This window comes from Mangrovicoccus algicola, assembly GCF_014903745.1.
Lineage (GTDB): Bacteria > Pseudomonadota > Alphaproteobacteria > Rhodobacterales > Rhodobacteraceae > Mangrovicoccus > Mangrovicoccus algicola.
Genome location: NZ_JACVXA010000078.1, coordinates 1 through 17,901, shown reverse-complemented (window position 1 = coordinate 17,901; position 17,901 = coordinate 1). Strand labels below are relative to the sequence as shown.

23 protein-coding genes and 1 tRNA gene are annotated in these 17,901 nt (G+C 68.7%); 20 read left to right on the top strand and 4 right to left on the bottom strand.

The window, feature by feature from the left end; translation table 11 throughout:
• From ICN82_RS18675 to ICN82_RS18665, 3 genes are all read right to left on the bottom strand, one after another.
• Nucleotides 1-523: TniQ family protein (locus tag ICN82_RS18675; protein ID WP_330999031.1), on the bottom strand; the 523-nt coding region annotated here is incomplete at its 3' end.
• 247 nt (nt 524-770) lie between these two features.
• Nucleotides 771-847 (bottom strand) — tRNA-Arg (locus ICN82_RS18670).
• A gap of 50 nt (nt 848-897) precedes the next feature.
• Nucleotides 898-2,304 carry a sensor histidine kinase gene (locus ICN82_RS18665; RefSeq protein WP_193186002.1) on the bottom strand — a complete coding sequence of 469 codons (1,407 nt, stop codon included), beginning with the start codon at nt 2,302-2,304 and terminating at the stop codon, nt 898-900.
• 386 nt (nt 2,305-2,690) lie between these two features.
• Here ICN82_RS18665 and rpmH point away from each other — a divergent pair, with 386 nt between their 5' ends.
• From rpmH to ttcA, 4 genes are all read left to right on the top strand, one after another.
• Nucleotides 2,691-2,825: a 50S ribosomal protein L34 gene (gene rpmH, locus ICN82_RS18660; protein WP_108258245.1), complete on the top strand. Its 135-nt coding sequence runs from the start codon at nt 2,691-2,693 to the stop codon at nt 2,823-2,825.
• A gap of 18 nt (nt 2,826-2,843) precedes the next feature.
• Nucleotides 2,844-3,236, top strand: coding sequence for a ribonuclease P protein component (rnpA, locus tag ICN82_RS18655; RefSeq protein WP_226898600.1), 393 nt, complete (start codon nt 2,844-2,846; stop codon nt 3,234-3,236).
• Entirely contained in the window at nt 3,233-3,457 is a 225-nt protein-coding gene (gene yidD / locus ICN82_RS18650) for a membrane protein insertion efficiency factor YidD (protein WP_193185999.1), read from the top strand. Before rnpA ends, yidD begins: the two co-directional genes overlap by 4 nt.
• A gap of 71 nt (nt 3,458-3,528) precedes the next feature.
• Entirely contained in the window at nt 3,529-4,407 is an 879-nt protein-coding gene (ttcA, locus tag ICN82_RS18645) for a tRNA 2-thiocytidine(32) synthetase TtcA (protein ID WP_193185995.1), read from the top strand.
• 8 nt (nt 4,408-4,415) lie between these two features.
• On the opposite strand, the gene ICN82_RS18640 is transcribed toward ttcA, so the two are convergent.
• Nucleotides 4,416-5,738, bottom strand: coding sequence for a FliI/YscN family ATPase (locus ICN82_RS18640; protein ID WP_193185991.1), 1,323 nt, complete (start codon nt 5,736-5,738; stop codon nt 4,416-4,418).
• A gap of 83 nt (nt 5,739-5,821) precedes the next feature.
• Here ICN82_RS18640 and ICN82_RS18635 point away from each other — a divergent pair, with 83 nt between their 5' ends.
• The 16 genes from ICN82_RS18635 to ICN82_RS18560 all read left to right on the top strand — a co-directional run.
• Nucleotides 5,822-6,211 carry a FlgB family protein gene (locus ICN82_RS18635; protein WP_193185988.1) on the top strand — a complete coding sequence of 130 codons (390 nt, stop codon included), beginning with the start codon at nt 5,822-5,824 and terminating at the stop codon, nt 6,209-6,211.
• A 2-nt stretch (nt 6,212-6,213) separates the two neighbouring features.
• Nucleotides 6,214-6,603 (top strand): flagellar basal body rod protein FlgC, encoded by a 390-nt coding sequence (gene flgC, locus ICN82_RS18630; protein ID WP_193185985.1) that lies wholly within the window; start codon nt 6,214-6,216, stop codon nt 6,601-6,603.
• Between the two features lie 23 nt (nt 6,604-6,626).
• On the top strand, nt 6,627-6,920 hold the full coding sequence (gene fliE, locus ICN82_RS18625; RefSeq protein WP_193185982.1) for a flagellar hook-basal body complex protein FliE: 294 nt from the start codon (nt 6,627-6,629) through the stop codon (nt 6,918-6,920).
• Between the two features lies 1 nt (nt 6,921).
• The gene (fliQ, locus tag ICN82_RS18620; RefSeq protein WP_193185980.1) at nt 6,922-7,188 is read left to right on the top strand and encodes a flagellar biosynthesis protein FliQ; all 267 of its coding nucleotides are present in this window, start codon (nt 6,922-6,924) and stop codon (nt 7,186-7,188) included.
• A gap of 1 nt (nt 7,189) precedes the next feature.
• Complete coding sequence (locus tag ICN82_RS18615) at nt 7,190-7,906, top strand: flagellar hook-basal body complex protein (RefSeq protein WP_193185977.1); 717 nt, start codon at nt 7,190-7,192, stop codon at nt 7,904-7,906.
• A 12-nt stretch (nt 7,907-7,918) separates the two neighbouring features.
• Nucleotides 7,919-8,704, top strand: a complete 786-nt coding sequence (gene flgG, locus ICN82_RS18610) for a flagellar basal-body rod protein FlgG (RefSeq protein WP_193185974.1) — start codon at nt 7,919-7,921, stop codon at nt 8,702-8,704.
• A 7-nt stretch (nt 8,705-8,711) separates the two neighbouring features.
• Nucleotides 8,712-9,161: a flagellar basal body P-ring formation chaperone FlgA gene (gene flgA / locus ICN82_RS18605; protein ID WP_193185971.1), complete on the top strand. Its 450-nt coding sequence runs from the start codon at nt 8,712-8,714 to the stop codon at nt 9,159-9,161.
• The gene (gene flgH / locus ICN82_RS18600) at nt 9,158-9,901 is read left to right on the top strand and encodes a flagellar basal body L-ring protein FlgH (protein WP_193185969.1); all 744 of its coding nucleotides are present in this window, start codon (nt 9,158-9,160) and stop codon (nt 9,899-9,901) included. The genes flgA and flgH overlap by 4 nt, the downstream gene beginning before the upstream one ends.
• A 12-nt stretch (nt 9,902-9,913) precedes the next feature.
• Complete coding sequence (locus tag ICN82_RS18595; protein WP_193185966.1) at nt 9,914-10,417, top strand: flagellar basal body-associated protein FliL; 504 nt, start codon at nt 9,914-9,916, stop codon at nt 10,415-10,417.
• Between the two features lie 76 nt (nt 10,418-10,493).
• Nucleotides 10,494-12,557 carry a flagellar biosynthesis protein FlhA gene (gene flhA, locus ICN82_RS18590; RefSeq protein WP_193186008.1) on the top strand — a complete coding sequence of 688 codons (2,064 nt, stop codon included), beginning with the start codon at nt 10,494-10,496 and terminating at the stop codon, nt 12,555-12,557.
• Complete coding sequence (locus ICN82_RS18585) at nt 12,554-13,324, top strand: flagellar biosynthetic protein FliR (RefSeq protein WP_193185963.1); 771 nt, start codon at nt 12,554-12,556, stop codon at nt 13,322-13,324. The genes flhA and ICN82_RS18585 overlap by 4 nt, the downstream gene beginning before the upstream one ends.
• A complete protein-coding gene (locus tag ICN82_RS18580) occupies nt 13,324-14,436 on the top strand; it encodes an EscU/YscU/HrcU family type III secretion system export apparatus switch protein (RefSeq protein ID WP_193185960.1) in 1,113 nt (370 codons plus the stop codon). Before ICN82_RS18585 ends, ICN82_RS18580 begins: the two co-directional genes overlap by 1 nt.
• Nucleotides 14,411-14,782: a hypothetical protein gene (locus ICN82_RS18575; RefSeq protein ID WP_193185957.1), complete on the top strand. Its 372-nt coding sequence runs from the start codon at nt 14,411-14,413 to the stop codon at nt 14,780-14,782. Before ICN82_RS18580 ends, ICN82_RS18575 begins: the two co-directional genes overlap by 26 nt.
• Nucleotides 14,783-15,076: 294 nt before the next feature.
• Nucleotides 15,077-15,853 (top strand): SDR family NAD(P)-dependent oxidoreductase, encoded by a 777-nt coding sequence (locus ICN82_RS18570; protein WP_193185954.1) that lies wholly within the window; start codon nt 15,077-15,079, stop codon nt 15,851-15,853.
• A 130-nt stretch (nt 15,854-15,983) separates the two neighbouring features.
• Nucleotides 15,984-17,309, top strand: coding sequence for a histidinol dehydrogenase (hisD, locus tag ICN82_RS18565; protein ID WP_193185951.1), 1,326 nt, complete (start codon nt 15,984-15,986; stop codon nt 17,307-17,309).
• Nucleotides 17,310-17,312: 3 nt separating this feature from the next.
• A partial coding sequence (locus tag ICN82_RS18560; protein ID WP_193185948.1) for a zinc-dependent alcohol dehydrogenase occupies nt 17,313-17,901 on the top strand: 589 nt, incomplete at its 3' end.

Below are 17,901 nucleotides of genomic sequence, written 5' to 3'. Positions count from 1 at the left end.
GCCGCATAGTGAATATCGGCCCAGTCCGGGATCCGGGGGCAAGGTCAAAAGTGCTGTGGCCTGCGTTGATCATCGGCTGATCCACGACCCAGCTGTAATGCTTCCGAAGCTGCGCAGAATAATCCCTGGCATCTTTGGTAAATTTCTCTGGCGGGAGGATCACCAGCATGCAGCCGTGCTTGGGGCAGCTTCTGATCGACGAGAGTTTCCACTGCAGGCGGCACGGAACACGCCACGATTCAGCTGCAGACGGCGCCTCCGCCCTTACACACTCGGGACGGACACGGACACGCAAGCGTTGAAAGCTCTGGAGGGAAGCAAATTCGTCTCGCAGTCGGAAATGCCCTTTTCCGAGGCGGCGGACTGACACCCGCTCCAGCGCAGCCACGTCACACCCCGCAAGCTGCGCCAATTGTTCAATCGCGATCCCCTCCCCGCGGAACAGGGGATCGATCGGAAAGGCAGTGTCGCTGCAGAATCGCTGCATGGAGCTTGCGCCGCCCCTCGCCGCGAGTCGGGACACAAGGACGATGCCGACTCGAACGCGGCATGCGGCACGGTCAGCGGCAACTGAGGAAAGGTATTTCCGGGGATGGCAGGGAGGCTCTTGGCCAAACGAGACTTCCGGGATCAGGCATAGGCAGGAATGACCTTACCTTCCGATCGCAAGCTCAGCTGGGCAACGCCACTCCGCATTCCGGAAGTTCCGTCTGCGGGGTCATGCATCTGACATGAAAGTCAGTTTTGCCTGAGACCCCGCAGATGGGAAGTGGCGCGCTGGGGAGGATTCGAACCCCCGACCCCTTGATTCGTAGTCAAGTACTCTATCCAACTGAGCTACCAGCGCATCGTGTGGGGCGTCCTAAAGCCTGTTGCCGGGGGCCGCAAGCGGAAAAATCACGGCCGGCCCGAATTTTCCGAGATTTCCGTTTTCGGCAGCCGGATGGTGAAGACCGTGCCCCTGTCGTCGCTGCGGGTCAGGTCCAGCCGTCCGCCATGGCCGCGCACCAGTTCCGAGGCGATCGCAAGACCCAGTCCGGCGCCGCCCTTGCGCGCGCCGCCCTGGAAGGGCGTGAAGAGATTGTCGCGCGCCTTGGCGGGCAGGCCGGGGCCGGTATCCTCGACCGACAGGAACCAGGCCTCCTCGGTTTCGGCGGCGCGCACGGTGACGGCGCCGGCGGCGCCGGTGGCGATGATCGCCTGGCGGGCATTGCGCACGAGATTGCCGATGACGCGATACATCTGTTCGGGATCGCAGCGCAGCATCAGGCCGGGCGGCACCTCCGCCCTGAGGTCGCACAGATGCCCCTCCGCCGCCAGGCGCTCGCCCTCCAGCACGTCCTCGACCAGGCCCGAGACCGTCACGCGGGTCAGGCTGGGCGGGGGTTCCTCGGCGCGGCCGAAGGCCAGCGTCGCCTCGCAGAGATTGACCGCGCGGGAGATGGAGCCGACCAGCTTGGGGGCAATGCGCTGGATGCGCGGGTCGTCGCTGCGTTCCATGCTGTCGGCGAAGAGCTGGGCGGAGGTCAGGATGTTGCGCAGGTCGTGGCTGACCTTGGCCACCGCGCCGCCCAGCTGGGCCAGGCGGTCCTTCTGCTTCAGGGCCGCGGTCAGGTGCTGCTGCATGGATTGAAGCGCCTCCTCGGCGGCCCGCAGCTCGGTCAGGCTGGCATTGGGCTCGATGATGCGGCGGACATCCTCGGGCGCGTCGGCATAGCTTTGCATGTGGCGGACCACCTTGCGGATGGGGGCCACCAGGATGCGACGCACGGCCAGGAACAGCAGCGCCGCCGTCACGGCCGAAATCATCGCCGACAGCACCAGGATGCGTTCGCCGAAATCCAGCATCGCGCGGCGCAGGGGCTGCGATTCCATCGTCACCTCGATCAGCAGCCCGGCATCCTGCGTGGGGGCGCCGATCACCCGGATGATCGTGTCCTCCTTTTCCAGGATGGACCGCAGCGCGTCTCCGATCAGGGCGAGCACCGAGGGATCGCGCAGGTCGTAGGTCGCGGCAACCGGGGCGGGGATCGGCGAGGAGAGCATCAGCTGGCGCATCTCGTCGCGGCGGAGCACCACGTTGAAGACCCCGGCATTGTTCAGAAGCTCCTTCTCCAGGTCGGCATCCAGCGCGTCATCGGCCAGAAGGGCAAGGGAGGCGATCTGCGCCCGCTCCAGCCGGGCCAGAAGGTAATCCTCGCGATAGCGCGCGACGGAAGGGACGAAGATCAGGATCTCGGCCAGCATCACGAAGATGACGGTCAGCACCAGGAAGCGGCCGGATAGGGAGTTGAGGAACGGCATCGGCGGGTCAGCGGTCACTTTCTGGAGCGGCGGTCATCAGGGGCGCTGTGCTGCGCCGGGCGGTCTGGGCATGAAATAGGCCGCGATGGCGGATTTGTTAAGTTCCCCTGCGTCGGGCCGGGCGGGACGCCGCCGGCGGCGGTCATGTCGCAAGGCAGCATCTGCATCGCCGGACGGTCTTAGACGGTCACCGGGGAATCGCGCAGCATCCTTGCACCGGGATCACGCCTGTTTGAGGGGGACGTGACCGGCGACTTTCGGCCCCGCGGCGGGAATCGGGCAGATTCCCCGTCGAGACGATTGACTCGCCGTCCCGGAGCGTTTAGGGGCGGCGTCTCATAAGAATTCGGCGCCGCCTGCTGCGGGGCCTTGCCGGAGTAGAACACATGAAACGCACTTTCCAGCCGTCCAACCTGGTGCGCAAGCGCCGTCACGGGTTCCGCGCGCGCATGGCCACCAAGGCCGGCCGCAAGATCCTGAATGCCCGCCGCCTGCGCGGCCGCAAGTCGCTCTGCGCCTGACGATCGCCGGGCGGTCCTTTGACTGCAGAGCCGCCCACCCGATCGTCCTTGCCGCGTCCGCAGATCCTGCGGAAGCGCGCTGATTTCCTGCGTGCAGCCCGTGCCGGGCGCGCCCATACGGATGCCTTCACCCTTCAGGCCCGCCGACGGAGCGATGACTCAGCGGCGGGCTTGGTGCGTGTGGGCTATACCTGTTCCAAGAAGGTGGGCAATGCCGTCGCGCGCAATCGCGCGAAACGGCGTCTGCGGGCCGTGGCCGCGCAGATCCTGCCCGACAAAGGACGCCCCGGCTGGGACTATGTCCTGATCGGACGCCCCGGCGTGACGGGCAGCCATCCCTTCGCGGCGATGCTGGCGGATCTGGAGCGGGCGCTGGAGAAGGTGCACCAGCCGCGGAAACCGCGGCCGTGACGCCGCTGGCGGCGATCCTGGCGCTGCCGGTGCGGGCCTATCGCCTGCTCTGGTCCCCCTGGGTGGGTCATGGCTGCCGGTTCCAGCCGACCTGTTCGGCCTATGCGCTGGAGGCGCTGCAGAGGCATGGCGGGATTCGCGGCGGCTGGCTGACCATCCGGCGTTTGCTGCGCTGCCATCCCTGGGGCGGCTCGGGCATCGACAACGTGCCGGATCCCTGATCCGGGCTTTCCCGGCAGGGGCAGGCGGCTTATCCTGCCGCCCGACCGGACCCAACAGACGAGGCCGTGCCATGCTTGACGACGCCGACGACATCCATCCGCTGTTCCACGGCGCCCCCTCCAGCACGGAGTTCAGGAAACTGCGCAAGCGGATCGTCCGCGATACCCGCGAGGCGATCGAGCAATATGGCATGGCCGAGCGCGGCACGCGCTGGCTGGTCTGCCTGTCGGGCGGCAAGGACAGCTACACGCTGCTGGCGGCGCTTCACGAACTGAAATGGCGCGGGTTGCTGCCGGTGGATCTGCTGGCGTGCAATCTCGATCAGGGCCAGCCGGGCTTTCCCGCGACGGTGCTGCCCGAATTCCTGGAGCGGATGGGCGTGCCGCACCGGATCGAGTACCAGGACACCTATTCCATCGTCATGGAGAAGTCGAAGGGCCGGACGCTCTGCGCGCTGTGCTCGCGGCTGCGGCGCGGCAATCTCTACCGGATCGCCCGCGAGGAAGGCTGTTCCGCGGTGGTGCTGGGACATCATCGCGACGACATCCTGGAAACCTTCTTCATGAACCTGTTCCATGGTGGCCGCCTGGCGACCATGCCGCCGAAGCTGGTGAACGAGGAGGGCGACCTGTTCCTGCTGCGCCCGCTGGCCCATGTGGCAGAGGCCGATTGCGAACGATTCGCCAGGGCGATGAACTACCCGATTATTCCCTGCGACCTCTGCGGCAGCCAGGACGGGCTGCAGCGCCAGCAGGTCAAGCAGATCCTCGACGGCTGGGAACGCAACAGCCCCGGCCGCCGCCAGGTGATGTTCCGCGCGCTGATGAATGCCCGGCCGTCGCATCTTCTGGATCCCAAGCTCTGGGATTTCGCCGGGCTGACGCTGAGCGGCGCCGGTCCCGCGGAGGCGGCGGACCAGCCGCCGCGCCTCGTCGATCGCGATCTCTGACCGGCGGGTCAGCCCGGCTTGCCCAGGCATTGCCGCAGCCGCTGGAAACTGTCGCCGATGGTTCCCGGTTCCGGCTCCGAGATGAAGGCGTCCAGCCGCGGAAACAACGTGATCGCCCGGTCGATCTGCGGGCTGGAGCCGGCCGTGTACAGGCCCGACTGGATCATGAGTTCAGCCCGGTCATAGACGCCCAGCATCTCGCGCGCTTCCTGCAGCACCGCGTTTTCCTCGGGGCTGGCGGCATCGGGCAGGCTGCGCGACACGGATTTCAGCAGGTTGATCGCCGGGAACCGCCCGCGTTCGGCGATGTCGCGCTCCAGCACCACATGCCCGTCCAGCACGCCGCGCAGGATATCGGCGACCGGGCCGTCCATGTCGGACCCTGCCACCAGCACGCTGAACACGGCGGTGATGTCGCCCTGGCCCTCCTCTCCGGGGCCGGCACGCTCCGCCAAGGTCATGATCGCATGCGCGAGCGAGGGGGGATAGCCGCCCAGGGTGGGCGGTTCCCCCAGCGCCAGGGCAACCTCGCGATGCGCCTCGGCAAAGCGGGTGACCGAATCGGCCAGCAGCAGGACATGCCGGCCGCGATTGCGAAAATGTTCGGCCACGGACATGGCTGTCCAGGCACAGCGCCGCCGCGTCAGGGGGGACTGGTCCGAGGTCGCGGCGACCACCACGGTGCGCGCCATGCCCTCGGGGCCCAGCACGTCCTGGACGAAATGGCGCAACTCGCGCCCGCGCTCGCCGATCAGGGCCAGCACGACCACATCGGCGGCGACGCCGCGCGCCATGCCGGATATCAGCGAGGACTTGCCCACGCCGGAGCCCGCGAATAATCCGACGCGCTGTCCGCGCACCAGGGGCAGCATGGTGTTGAAGGCGCAAAGCCCCGTTTCCAGACGCGGTCCCAGCGACTTGCGGCGGGCCGGGGCGGGCGGGGGCGATTCGACGCGCCGCGGTTCCGGGCCCCGCCGCAGAGGGCGGCCGTCCATCGGCCGCCCCATCGGGTCGATCACCCGGCCGAGCCAGCCGTCATCCGGGGCGATCCTGGCCTCCCCGAGCAGCCTGACCTCGTCGGCCAGTGCGATGCCGGTCAGCGGCCCGTCCGCCAGGACCGTGACCTCGCCCGCACCGATCCCCCGGATTTCCCCGGGCAGGACATGTCCCTTGCGGCAGGTGATCTCCACCCGGTCGCCAAGCGCGGCCACCCTTGCCAGGCCGGACACCGCGATGCCGCCCTGTCCCAGCGCGGATACCCGGCCCAGGTGATGCGCGATCGTCATTTCGTCGATCGCGGCGGTCAGATGTCTCAGGAACGGTCCGCTCATCTCTTCTCCACCTCTCTTCCGCAAACCGTTTCTAAACGAATCGCAGTTAAGCCAAGGTTGAAGAAATTCTGTGGAGAATCCGCATGTTCGCGTCGAATGACGTCTTCCGCATGGCCTCTGCGCTGGCGGCCCATGCCGCTGCGCGCCAGACGGCGATCAGCCAGAACATGGCGAATGCCGACACGCCCGGCTATCGCGCCATGGATGCAAGACCCTTTTCCGATACCATTCGCGAGGCCCCGGCCCTGGCGCTGCGCCGCACCCGGCCTGCCCATCTGGGGGAGCCCGCCGCTCTTCACCGCGTCAGGCTGGAGGAAACGGTCCGCCCCGGCGATGCCTCGCCCAACGGCAACTCGGTCTCGCTTGAACGCGAGATGCTCAACGCGGCGGAAACCAAGCATTCCCACGATCTTGCGCTGACCGTCTATCGCAGCGGCCTGACCCTGCTGCGCAGCAGCCTGGGGAGGGGGTGAGCATGGCAGAGCTGCTCGATGCGATGGCCGTCGCCGCCACAGGGGTCAAGGCGCAGGCGATGCGGCTGCGCTATGTCACGGAAAACGTGGCCAATGCCGATACGCCGGGGTTCCGGCGCAAGACCGTTCCCTTCGAGGTGAAGGATCTCGGGCGCGGGCTGCACGGGGTGGAGACGGGCCGGGTGGATCTCGACCCGGCCGATCTTGCCCGCATCTATGATCCGGGCCATCCGCTGGCCGATGCGACCGGCAGCTATGACGGCTCCAACGTCAAGCTGATCTTCGAGATCGCCGACGCGCGCGAGGCGCAGCGCAGCTACGAGGCCAACCTCCAGATGTTCGACCAGGCGCGGAAGATGGCGGGTGCATCGCTCGACCTTCTGCGCCGCTAACCGCCAGAAGCAGGAGATCCAGAATGGATATCAGCTCATCGCTCGCGGCAGGCGCCTATGGACGGGCCGTCGCGACCGCAGACCCCGCGGAAGCCGGGGAAAGCTCCATCGCGACCAGCGTCGAGGCCTTCGCCCGCGACTTTTCCGAAACCGTGCGCCGGGCCGAGACGGCCGCCCAGGACACCATGCTGGGCCGGGCGGATACGCAATCCATGGTCGAGGCCATGGCGCAGGCGCAGCTGGCGGTCGAGACCGCGGTGACGCTGCGCGACAAGGTGGTCGAGGCCTATCAGGAAATCATGCGGATGCAGATCTGAGATGGACCAGGAGATCATCTTCGACGTCGTGCGTGAATCGCTGTGGGTGGCGGTGGCCATCTCCACCCCGATCCTCGGCGTGGCGCTTCTGACCGGGATCGCCATCGGCCTGTTCCAGGCACTGACCTCGATCCAGGAAATGACGCTGACCTTCGTGCCGAAGATGATCGCCATGCTGCTGACCTTCTGGGTCAGCATGACCTTCATGACCAACAGTCTCGTGTCCTTCTTCCGGGACACGATCCTGCGCCTGATTGCGGAGAACTGACTTGGACAACGCGATATATGCCAATCTTTCGCGCATGGAGGGGCTCAAGGCAGAGCTTCAGGTCATCGCGAACAACCTCGCCAACATCTCCACCCCCGGGTTCAAGCGGGAGGGCATGATCTTCTCGGAGTTCCTCGTGCCGCTGGAGGAGCAGGATGTTTCCCTCTCCATGGCCCATGGCGAGGTCCGGCGGACGGATTTCAGCCAGGGGCCCATCCGGCAGACCGGCAATCCCTTCGATTTCGCCATAGACGGCCCGGGATTCTTCCTGGTGGAGCACGAGGGGGGGCAGGCCCTGACCCGCGCCGGGAATTTCGCGCAGAATGCCAATGGCGAACTGGTCACCATGGGCGGCAAGCGGGTGCTCGATGCCGGCGGCGCGCCGGTGCAGATCCCGCCCGGGGCCGGGGCGATCCGCCTGTCCGCGGATGGCACGCTCAGCGCCGATGGCCAGTTCCTCTCGGCGATCCTGCCGGTGGTCCCCGCGCAGGGCGAGGAGCCCGAGCGCGTGGCGGAGATGCTTTTCACCGTCGAGAGCGCGCCCGTGCCCGCCGAGAATTCCCGGGTCCTGCAGGGGTTCAAGGAAGACTCGAATGTCGAGGCGGTGCTGGAGATCGCCCGGATGATCGAGGTTCACCGCGCCTACGAGCAGGGCGCCAGTCTCAACAAGTCCGAAGACGAGCGGATCCGCAATGTCCTGCGGACCCTCGGAGCATGACAGGAGCCAGCCATGCGTAGCCTCAAGATCGCCGCGACCGGAATGGCCGCCCAGCAGATGCGGGTGGATACGATCGCCAACAACCTCTCGAACATGTCCACGACCGGCTACAAGGCGCGCCGGGCGGAATTCGCCGACCTTCACTACCAGCAGATCGCCCGCCCCGGCGCGATCAATGCCGCCGACGGCACGGTGCTGCCCACCGGCATCCAGCTGGGGCTGGGCGTGCGGCCCTCGGCGATTTCCCTCGATCTCAAGCAGGGATCGCTCGAGATGACGGGAAACGACCTCGACGTCGCCATCGAGGGGCGGGGCTATCTGGAGGTCACGCTGCCCTCGGGCGTGTCGGCCTATACCCGTGACGGGGCGCTCAAGCTCAATGCAGAGGGCACGGTCGTGACCTCCGACGGCTATCCGCTGGTGCCCGACATCGTCGTGCCGGAGGATGCGCGGGCCGTGTCGATCAATGCCGATGGCGAGATCTACGCCTATTTCAACAACGAGGTGCAGGCGCAGCTGCTGGGCCAGCTCAGCCTCGTGGGCTTTGCCAATCCCAAGGGGCTGGAGGCGATGGGCAGCAACCTGTTCCTCGAAAGCGAGGCCTCCGGCCAGCCCAACAACTCGGCGCCGGGGATCGACGGGCTGGGGACGCTGCGCCAGGGGTTCCTGGAGGATTCGTCGGTCGATGCCGTGGCCGAGATCACCGAGCTGATCGAGGCGCAGCGCGGCTACGAGCTGAACGCCAAGGTGCTGACCGCGGCCGACCAGATGCTGGCCGCCACGACGCAGATCCGCTGAGCCCGCCATGTGCGCCAGATTTGCCCCCGTTCCGGTTCTCGCCCTTCTCGCCGCGCTCGCGCCCGCCGGGGTGCCGCGGGCGGACAGCGTGGTGACCGCCCGCCCGGTACGGGTGGGGACGGTGCTGACTGCCGAGGATGTCGCGCTTCAGGAGGTCGAGATCCCGGGCGCCCTGGGCGACCTGCGCGAGGCCGTGGGGCTGCAGGCCAGCCGCAACCTCTTTCCCGGCCGCGCGATCATGCCCGCCGACCTGCAGGAGCCGCATGTCGTGAGCCGCAACCAGACCGTCCTGCTGCATTTCGAACGCGGCGCGCTGCGCATCTCCACCGAGGGGCGCGCGCTCGACGGGGGGGCGCCGGGGGACATGATCCGGGTGACCAATGAAACTTCGCGCATCACCGTCACGGGCAAGGTGATGCCCGACGGATCCATCACAGTCACGGGGGCCGACAGATGAAACATGCATTCCCGAAGGGCGCCGCCCTGGGCCTTGCCGCGGTCCTGGCCAGCGGCGCCTGCGCCCGGCTGGATCACCTGGGGCGGCCGCCCAGCTTCTCCGATGCCGATGCGGGGCGCGAGCACCTCGCCATGTCGGTGCCCGGCCTGCCGCAGCGGCTGGAAAAGGTCGAGCCGGTCGACCGCTCCTCGCTGTGGAGCGGGTCGCGCAATTCCCTTCTGGGCGACCGCAGGGCGGGCGATCCGGGCGACATCCTGACCGTCGTGATCGAGATCGACGAGAGCGCCGAGATCTCCAACACCACCGACCGCTCGCGCTCGGCAAGCGAGAGCCTGACGCTGGGGTCGTTCTTCGGCATTCCGCAAAACCTCGAACGGGTGCTGCCCTCCGGCGCGTCGCCCAATGACCTGGTCGCGGTGGACAGCAGTTCCAGCAGTTCCGGCGACGGTTCCGTCAAGCGCAACGAGAAGCTGGAGCTGCGCATCGCGGCCACCGTCACCGACATGCTGCCCAACGGCGTGCTGCGCATCCAGGGCTCGCAGGAAATCCGGGTGAATTTCGAGATCCGCGAATTGCTCGTGACCGGCTATGTCCGGCCCGAGGACATCTCGCGGCTCAACGAGGTGCCCTATGACAAGATCGCCTCGGCGCGCATCTCCTATGGCGGGCGCGGCCAGATCACCGATGTGCAGCAGCCGCGCTACGGCCAGCAGATCTCCGACATCCTGCTTCCCTACTAGGTGCCGCCGATGATGAGACTCCTGATCCCCCTTCTGATCGTGCTGCTGGGCATCGGCCTGGGCGGCGGCGCGGGGTTCCTGTTGGCCCCGCCGCCGCCGGAGCCCGCCGAATGCGACTGCGCCGCCGCCGATGCGGAGGGCCATGACGCGGAACCGGCCCCCGGCGACATCGCTCCCACCGAACTGTCGCCGGAGCATGAATACGTGGACATGCAGAACCAGTTCGTCGTGCCGGTGATCGAGAACGACCAGATGACGGGGCTCCTGCTGCTGTCGCTGAGTCTCGAGGTCGATCCCGGCGCCCGGGAGGCGGTCCTGTCCAAGCAGCCCAAGCTGCGCGACGAATTCCTGCGCGTGCTCTTCGCCTACGCCTCGCTGGGCGGTTTCGGCGGCTCCTATGTCGAATTCAGCGACCTCAACGTGATCCGAAACGACCTGGGCGCGGCGGCGCGGGCCGTGCTGGGACCGGTGGTGCACCAGGTGCTGATCGTCGACATGATCCGGCAGGACAACTGAGGAGACGGCCGTGGCGGAGACGATCGGAGCCGCGTTGCGCGGCGGGCTGGACGGGCGGTTCACGCCGGGCAGGGTGATGTCGCCGACGACCATCCTGGCGCTGGGGCTCATGGCGACGATCGTCATGATGCTCCTGCCGGTCCCGGCCTGGATCCTCGATGTCGGGCTGGTGACGAGCTTCGGGCTGGCCGCGCTGGTCTTCACCATCGTGCTGTTCATCGAGCGGCCGCTGGATTTCTCCTCCTTCCCGACGATCCTTCTGGCCTCGCTGATCCTTCGGCTGTCGCTGAACATCTCCTCGACCAAGCTGATCATCGGCGAGGGCCATACCGGCCCGGACGCGGCGGGAAACGTGATCGAGGGCGTCGCCATGTTCGTCATGGGCGGCGATCCGTTCCTGGGGGTGGTGATCTTCTTCATCCTGCTGATCGTCAATTTCGTCGTCATCACCAAGGGCGCGGCGCGGATGGCCGAGGTCGGCGCCCGCTTCGCCCTGGACGGGATGCCGGGCCGGCAGCTGGCCATCGATGCGGATGTCTCCTCGGGGGCGATCTCGCATTCGGAGGCCAAGGAACGGCGCGAGCGCGAGCAGGCCGAGGCGACCTTCTTCGGGTCGCTCGACGGGGTGTCGAAATTCGTCAAGGGCGATGCCGTCGCGGGGTTGCTGATCACCCTGCTGAACCTGGTCGTGGGGCTTTCGATCGGGGTCTTCGTCCACGGGATGGCGATCGGCGATGCGCTGACGACCTATGCGGTGCTGACGGTCGGAGACGGGCTGGTCACGCAGCTTCCGGCGGTCATCATCTCGGTGGCCTCGGCGCTCCTGCTGTCGCGCGGCGGCATCAGCAACACGACCGACACCGCCATCATCGAGCAGGTCGGCCGCCACCCGGCGGCAGTGGCCACGGTGGCCGGGCTGATGATGGTCTTCGCGGTGGTTCCGGGGTTTCCCTTCTTCCCCTTTCTCCTCGCGGGCAGCCTGCTGGGCCTTCTGGCCTTCCTGGCGGAGCGTCGCCTCCGGGCGAGCGCCGCCGCGCAGGCGGCCCCGGCGGAACCCGTGGCCGAGCCGCAGGCAGAGCGCTCGATCGGCGACCTGATCGATCTGGATGACATCCACATCGAATTCGCGCCCGACCTGGTGAACATGGTGCTCGATCCCGGCACCGGGCTGGAGACGCGGATCGACGGCATGCGCCGCCACGTGGCCTCGGGCTATGGCATGATCCTGCCCGAGGTGCGGCTGACCGACCAGCCGCAGCTGGCTCCGGGCCATTACCGCATCCTCATCCAGGGCGTGCCGGTCGCCGAGGAGAGGCTCCGCCCCAACAAGGTCATGGCGCTGGTGGGGGAGGCGGCCCCTGCCTCGCTGCCCGAGGGAGAGGATGTGCGCGAGCCGGTCTACGGCGCGCCTGCACGCTGGGTCGACCGGGCCGAACAGGATGCGCTGACCCTGGCGGGAACGACCGTGGTCAGCGCCGCCGAGGTCCTGGCAACGCATCTTCTGGAGGTGGTGCGCGCCAATCTCTCGCGGCTGCTGTCGCTGAAATCGCTGACCCGCCTCCTCGACGAGCTGACCCGGCTCAGCGACAAGAAGCGCGCCGAGGCGAACCGGCGCCTGCTGGACGACCTGATCCCCGACAAGGTTCCGATGGACCTGGTGCTGGTGGTGCTGCGCCTGCTGCTGGAGGAGCGCGTGTCGATCCGCAACCTGCCGCTGATCCTGGAAACCGTCGCCGAGGCCCGCGCCACGCTGGGACGGCCCGAGCATATCTGCGAATACGTGCGCCAGCGGCTGGGGTTCCAGATCGTTGCGGAGTTCCGGCGCGGCGACGGGCGCGTCCCGCTGGTGCAGCTTGCCCCGGAGTGGGAGAAGCGGTTCCTCCAGTACCAGGTGGGAACCGATGGCGGCACGGAGGTGGCGCTGCCGCCGGAGGAGTTCAACCGCCTGGCCGAGAAGATCGCCGTGACGCTGCGCGAGGCCATGTCCGGCGGCGGCGAGCCCGTGCTGGTCACCTCCGCGCGGCGGCGGCGGTTCCTCAAGACGGTGGTGGTCGCGAAGGGGCTGAGCACCCCGGTGCTGTCCTACGAGGAACTGGGCACGCAGGTGCAGCCGGCCATCCTGGGGGTTGTGCCGCCATGACCATGACCGCCGCCGCGCTGTCCCTGCTGGAGGGCCTCCCGGCCGCGGAGGCCTTTCTCGTGCTGATGCGCACCGGGACGGCCTTCTTCCTCCTGCCGGCGCTGGGCGCGCGCGCGGTGTCGCCGCGCATCCGGCTGGTTCTGGCGCTGGCGGTCACGCTGCTCGTCGCGCCGCTGGCCGCAGAGCTGGGCGACGCGCCGCCGCCCGGCGCCGCCTATCTGGCGGCCTGCGCGCGGGAGGCGGTGGCGGGGCTGGCGATCGGGTTTCTCTGCCGGGCCCTGTTCTGGGCGATAGAGATCGCCGGGGCGATGGCCTCGCAGGCGATCTCCCTGGCGCAGATCCTCGGCAACCAGGTCGAACAGCCCCAGCCGGCCATCGGGCAGTTCCTGTATTATGCCGCCATCGCGCTGGCCATGGCGCTGGATTACCACGCTCAGGTGGTGGTGGCGATGGTCGACTCCTACCAGGTGATGCCGCTGGGCATCGGCATCTCGCCCGCGGCGGCGCTGCGGCTGGGCAGCGAGACCTTCGTGCGGCTCTTCGAGATCGCCTTCGGCCTGTCGGGCCCCTTCCTGGTGGTGGCGGTGCTCTACAACCTGTGCCTGGGCGTGGTGAACAAGGCGATGCCGCAGCTGATGGTGGCCTTTGTCGGCGCGCCCGCGATTTCCTGGCTGGGCCTCGCGCTGCTGATGGTGGCGGCGCCGGTCATGCTGTCGGTCTGGCTGGAGATGCTGACCGGCACCCCGCTGATCGAGGGGCTGCGCTGATGGCCGAACAGCAGCAGGAAACCGAGGACAAGCCATATGAGCCGTCGCAGAAGAAACTGCAGGATGCCCGCGCCAAGGGCAATATCGCCCGCTCCTCCGATCTCAACACGACCGCCGCCTATGGCGGGCTGGTGCTGGTCCTGGCCATCTGGGGAGAGCCCATCCTGCACCGGACCGGGGCGCTGATGGCGCGGTTCTTCTCGGACCGGCTGTGGCGCGCCGCCGAGATGCCCGACCAGACGACCCATGCGCTCATGGCCGGTCCGTCCCTGGCGCTTCTGGGCGCGGTGCTGCCGCTGTTCCTGGTCCCGGCGGTTGCGGTGCTGCTGTCGCTGGCGCTGCAGCGCGCCTATGTCGCCCATGGCGGCAATATCGCGCCCAAGGCGTCGCGCATCTCCCCGCTGGAGAATTTCAAGAAACGCTTTGGCCGGCGCGGCTTCTTCGAGTTCTTCAAGAGCTTCGCCAAGCTGCTGCTCTATACCGGCGCGCTGGTCTGGTTCGTGGCGGACCGTCGCGACGAGATCCTGCACAGCCTGCTGATCGCCCCGCGGCAGGTGGTGGTGCTGATGCTGGACGTGGCGCTGCGGTTCTGTCTTGTCGCGCTTGCCATCGCCGCGGTGCTGGGCATCGTCGACTACCTGTTCCAGCGGGCCGAGCACCTGCGCACGATGCGGATGTCGCACAAGGAGATGCGCGACGAGCAGAAGGAGGCCGAGGGCGACCCGGTGGTCAAGCAGCGCCGCCGCCAGCGCGCGACGGATATCGCCCGGGCCCATATGCTGCATGACGTCAGGACCGCCGATGTCGTGATCGTCAATCCCGAGCATTACGCCGTTGCCCTGAAATGGAGCCGGGCGAAGGGCAGCGCGCCGGTCTGCGTCGCCAAGGGGGTGGACGAGATGGCGGCGACCATCCGGCGCCTGGCGGCGGAAAGCGCCGTGCCCGTCTATCCCGAGCCGCCGACGGCGCGCGCGCTCTATGCGGCGGTGGAGATCGGCGAGGAAATCCCCTCGGAGCTCTACCGCGCGGTCGCGGCGGCGATCCGCTTTGCCGAGCAGATGCGCGACAAGATGAGGAAGCGGCCCTATGGACCGGCCCCGGGCCCTGGCTAGGCTGCATGCGCTGGCGGCGATGCGCCGCGACGCGGATGTCGCGCGGCTGGAAAGGCTGCGCGCCGAGATCCGCGTTCTGGAAAGCCAGATCGACATGCTCGACGGCGCCTCGGTGGATCGCCTCGGCGCAGAGCCGACCCCTTCTGCCTATCAGATGGCGGGCCGGGACGGGCTGTGGGACATGTGGCGCACCGACCGGGTGAAGGAGATCCGCCAGCGCATCGCCAGCCTCTCCGCCGATCGCGAAAGGCAGGGGCAGGCCGCGCGGCTGTCGGTGGGACGCCACCAGGTGCTGGGCAAGCTTGCCGCGCGGCATGCGCCGGGTGCGAAGCCGGACGGATCGTGACGGTTCCGGCGGTGGCCGGGGCAGGCGGCGCGCCCCTGCGGACCGGCGTTCCGGCATCGGCCCCGCCCGCGGCCGGGCGCGCCGGCGGGAATGGCACACCGCCCCGGCCCGTCTCCCGCAGGATTGTGAAGCGGCGGGGGCCTCCATCCCGGCGCGCCGGCAGGCGGAACGTCCCGCGCGCCGGGTTGCCCGGAGCCCCGTCCGGTCCGGCGGGGCGGGCGCGGCGATGCGGCCCCTTGCCGGGACCGGGCCCGCGCGGGATGACCGGCGCAGTGCAGCACATCGGGGAGCGCCATGCAGACCGGACCGGACGCCTATCTTTCCAGCCTCTTTTCCCTGCAGGGACGCCGCGCCATGGTCACGGGGGCCAGCCGCGGCATCGGCCGGGCGCTGGCCCTGGCGCTGGCCCGCGCGGGGGCCGATCTGGTCCTGACCGCGCGCAGCGCCGGGAGCCCGGAGGCCACCGCCGCGCTGATCCGCGAGGCCGGGGGGCGGGCGGAGTGCCTCGCCTGCGATCAGCGCGACGTGGGGGCGATCCGCGCGGCGCTCGCTCCCGTCGCGCCGGTCGACATTCTCGTCAACAATGCCGGCACGGAAGAGGTCTGTCCCTCCACCGAAGTGACGGAGGCGCTGTGGGACAGGATCGTCGATACGAACCTCAAGGGCGCCTTCTTCATGGCACAGGCCGTCGCGCCGGCGATGCTGCAGAAAGGCGGGGGGGCCATCGTCAACCTTGCCTCGCTGACCTCCTTCGTCGGGGTGCCCACCGCCGCGCCCTACGGATCCTCCAAAAGCGGCGTCGCGGGGATGACCCGGGCCCTGGCGGCGGAATGGGCCGGTCAGGGCGTGCGGGTGAACGCCATCGCGCCGGGCTATTTCCGCACCGAGCTGACGGAGGTGTTCTATCGCGATCCCGACTGGTGCCGCGCGATGGAGCAGAAGATCCCGATGGGCCGCTTCGGCCGGCTGGAGGATCTGGAGGCGGCGGTGCTGTACCTGGCCTCGGATGCCTCGTGCTATGTCACCGGGCAGATTCTGGGCATCGACGGGGGGTACCTGGCGTCGATTTAGGCAGGCCGCGGGTCGGGACCCGCAGACCGTCCCGCGGCCGGGGTAAAGTATATACATATCTGGTCCGAGGCGGTAGCCCGACCCGTGACGAGGACAGGCCCGGCGCGGACCGGGGAGCCGGAGGCGATCCATGAGCGACGTGAATTTCAAGGTCCTGGCGGAACTGGATGCCGCAGAGCGCCAGGCGCTCTACCGGCGGTCCGAGGCCGATCTGAGCTTCTTCCTGGAGAAGGCAGGGCCGATCATCGAGGCGGTGAAATCCGAAGGCGATGCCGCGCTGGTGCGCTTCGGCACGCAATTCGACGGGGCCGAGGGGCTGAGCGCCGCCGGGCTGAAGGCGACGGAGGCCGAGTTCGACGCAGCCTTCGATGCGGTCGATCCCGAGGTGATCGGGGCGATCCGCGCGGGCATCGCCAATATCCGCAGCTTTCACGAGGAACAGGCCCCCGAGGCGATGTGGCTGAAGGAGATCCGCCCCGGCGCCTATGCCGGGGACCGGTTCCTGCCGATCGGATCGGTCGCGCTTTACGTGCCGCGCGGCAAGGGCGCCTTTCCCTCGGTGGTGATGATGACGGCGGTTCCGGCGGTCGTGGCGGGCGTGCCCGAGATCGCGATCTTCACCCCGCCCGCCCCGGGCGGCGGCGCGGATGCGGCGACGCTGGTTGCGGCGCGGCTGGCGGGGGTCGAGACCGTCTACAAGGTCGGCGGCGCGCAGGCCGTCGCGGCGGCGGCCCATGGCACCGAGACGGTGAAGCGCTGCCGCAAGATCGTCGGTCCCGGCAGCCCCTGGGTCGTCGCGGCCAAGCGGCTGCTGTCCGGGGTGATCGATCCGGGCCTGCCTGCGGGCCCGTCCGAGGCGCTGATCTTCGCCGACGAGACGGTCCATGGCGGGCTGGCCGCGCTGGATCTGCTGATCGAGGCCGAACACGGGCCGGACAGCTCCGCCTGGCTGGTGACGCATTCGCGCCGCGTCGCCGAGGAGGCGCTGGCCGCGCTGCCCGGGCATTGGGCGGCGATGGCGCCGCAGCGCGCGGAATTCTCGCGCCGGGTGCTGAGCGGACCCGCGGGCGGCATCGTGCTGACCGGGTCGCTGCAGGAAAGCTATGACTTCGTGAACGGCTATGCGCCGGAACACCTGGAGCTTCTCTCGACTCAGCCCTTCGAGCATCTGGGCGAAATCACCGAGGCGGCGGAGATCCTGATGGGGCCGCATACGCCGGTGGCGATCGGGAATTTCGCCCTGGGCCCGAACGCGGTGCTGCCGACTTCGGGCGGCGCGCGCAGCTGGGGGCCCTTGTCGGTGTCGGATTTCCTGCGCCGCTCCTCGGTGGGCTATGTCACGGCCAAGGGCTATCCCGAACTGGCCAGGACGGCGCGGATCCTGGCGGATTACGAGGGGTTTTCCTCCCATGCCAACGCGGTCGGGCCGATGCGCGACGGCTATCTGAAGGGCTGAGCGATGAAGGCGGTGCGGCTGCACGGGGTGCAGGACCTTCGGGTCGAGCAGATCGCCGACCCGGGCGCCCCCGGTCCGGGCGAGCTGCGGATCGCCGTGACCATGGCGGGGATCTGCGGGTCCGATCTGCACAATTTCCGCAACGGCGCCTGGATCAGCCGGGCGCCGTCGGTGGCGGGGCACGAATTCACCGGGACCGTGGCGCAGGTCGGCGCCGGGGTGGATCACGTTGCGCCGGGCGATGCGGTGATCGTCGACAGCCGCGTGACCTGCGGGAATTGCGGCAATTGCCGCGCCGGCCTGGCCCAGGTCTGCGAGACGATGGGATTCGTGGGCGAGGCGATCGATGGCGGGTTCGCCGAGCAGGTCATCCTTCCCGCGAGGAACGTGATCGCGGCGCCCGCAGGCCTGCCCGCCCGGCATCTCGCCATGGCCGAACCGCTGGCGGTGGCGCTGCACGCGCTGGAGCGGATCGCGGTGCCGCCGGGGGCGCCGCTGGTGGTGGCGGGATGCGGGCCGATCGGGGCGCTGGTCGCGCTGCTGGCCGCCGGCCGGGGCCACGCGGTCCATGTGATCGACCGCCAGGCGGCGC

Coding starts and splice junctions, on each gene's coding strand:
- ICN82_RS18665 (WP_193186002.1), bottom strand. CDS start 2,304: ATGCCGTTCCTCAACTCCCTATCCGGCCGCTTCCTGGTGCTGACCGTC.
- rpmH (WP_108258245.1), top strand. CDS start 2,691: ATGAAACGCACTTTCCAGCCGTCCAACCTGGTGCGCAAGCGCCGTCAC.
- ttcA (WP_193185995.1), top strand. CDS start 3,529: ATGCTTGACGACGCCGACGACATCCATCCGCTGTTCCACGGCGCCCCC.
- ICN82_RS18640 (WP_193185991.1), bottom strand. CDS start 5,738: ATGAGCGGACCGTTCCTGAGACATCTGACCGCCGCGATCGACGAAATG.
- ICN82_RS18635 (WP_193185988.1), top strand. CDS start 5,822: ATGTTCGCGTCGAATGACGTCTTCCGCATGGCCTCTGCGCTGGCGGCC.
- flgC (WP_193185985.1), top strand. CDS start 6,214: ATGGCAGAGCTGCTCGATGCGATGGCCGTCGCCGCCACAGGGGTCAAG.
- fliE (WP_193185982.1), top strand. CDS start 6,627: ATGGATATCAGCTCATCGCTCGCGGCAGGCGCCTATGGACGGGCCGTC.
- fliQ (WP_193185980.1), top strand. CDS start 6,922: ATGGACCAGGAGATCATCTTCGACGTCGTGCGTGAATCGCTGTGGGTG.
- flgG (WP_193185974.1), top strand. CDS start 7,919: ATGCGTAGCCTCAAGATCGCCGCGACCGGAATGGCCGCCCAGCAGATG.
- flgA (WP_193185971.1), top strand. CDS start 8,712: ATGTGCGCCAGATTTGCCCCCGTTCCGGTTCTCGCCCTTCTCGCCGCG.
- flgH (WP_193185969.1), top strand. CDS start 9,158: ATGAAACATGCATTCCCGAAGGGCGCCGCCCTGGGCCTTGCCGCGGTC.
- ICN82_RS18595 (WP_193185966.1), top strand. CDS start 9,914: ATGAGACTCCTGATCCCCCTTCTGATCGTGCTGCTGGGCATCGGCCTG.
- flhA (WP_193186008.1), top strand. CDS start 10,494: ATGTCGCCGACGACCATCCTGGCGCTGGGGCTCATGGCGACGATCGTC.
- ICN82_RS18585 (WP_193185963.1), top strand. CDS start 12,554: ATGACCATGACCGCCGCCGCGCTGTCCCTGCTGGAGGGCCTCCCGGCC.
- ICN82_RS18580 (WP_193185960.1), top strand. CDS start 13,324: ATGGCCGAACAGCAGCAGGAAACCGAGGACAAGCCATATGAGCCGTCG.
- ICN82_RS18575 (WP_193185957.1), top strand. CDS start 14,411: ATGGACCGGCCCCGGGCCCTGGCTAGGCTGCATGCGCTGGCGGCGATG.
- ICN82_RS18570 (WP_193185954.1), top strand. CDS start 15,077: ATGCAGACCGGACCGGACGCCTATCTTTCCAGCCTCTTTTCCCTGCAG.
- hisD (WP_193185951.1), top strand. CDS start 15,984: ATGAGCGACGTGAATTTCAAGGTCCTGGCGGAACTGGATGCCGCAGAG.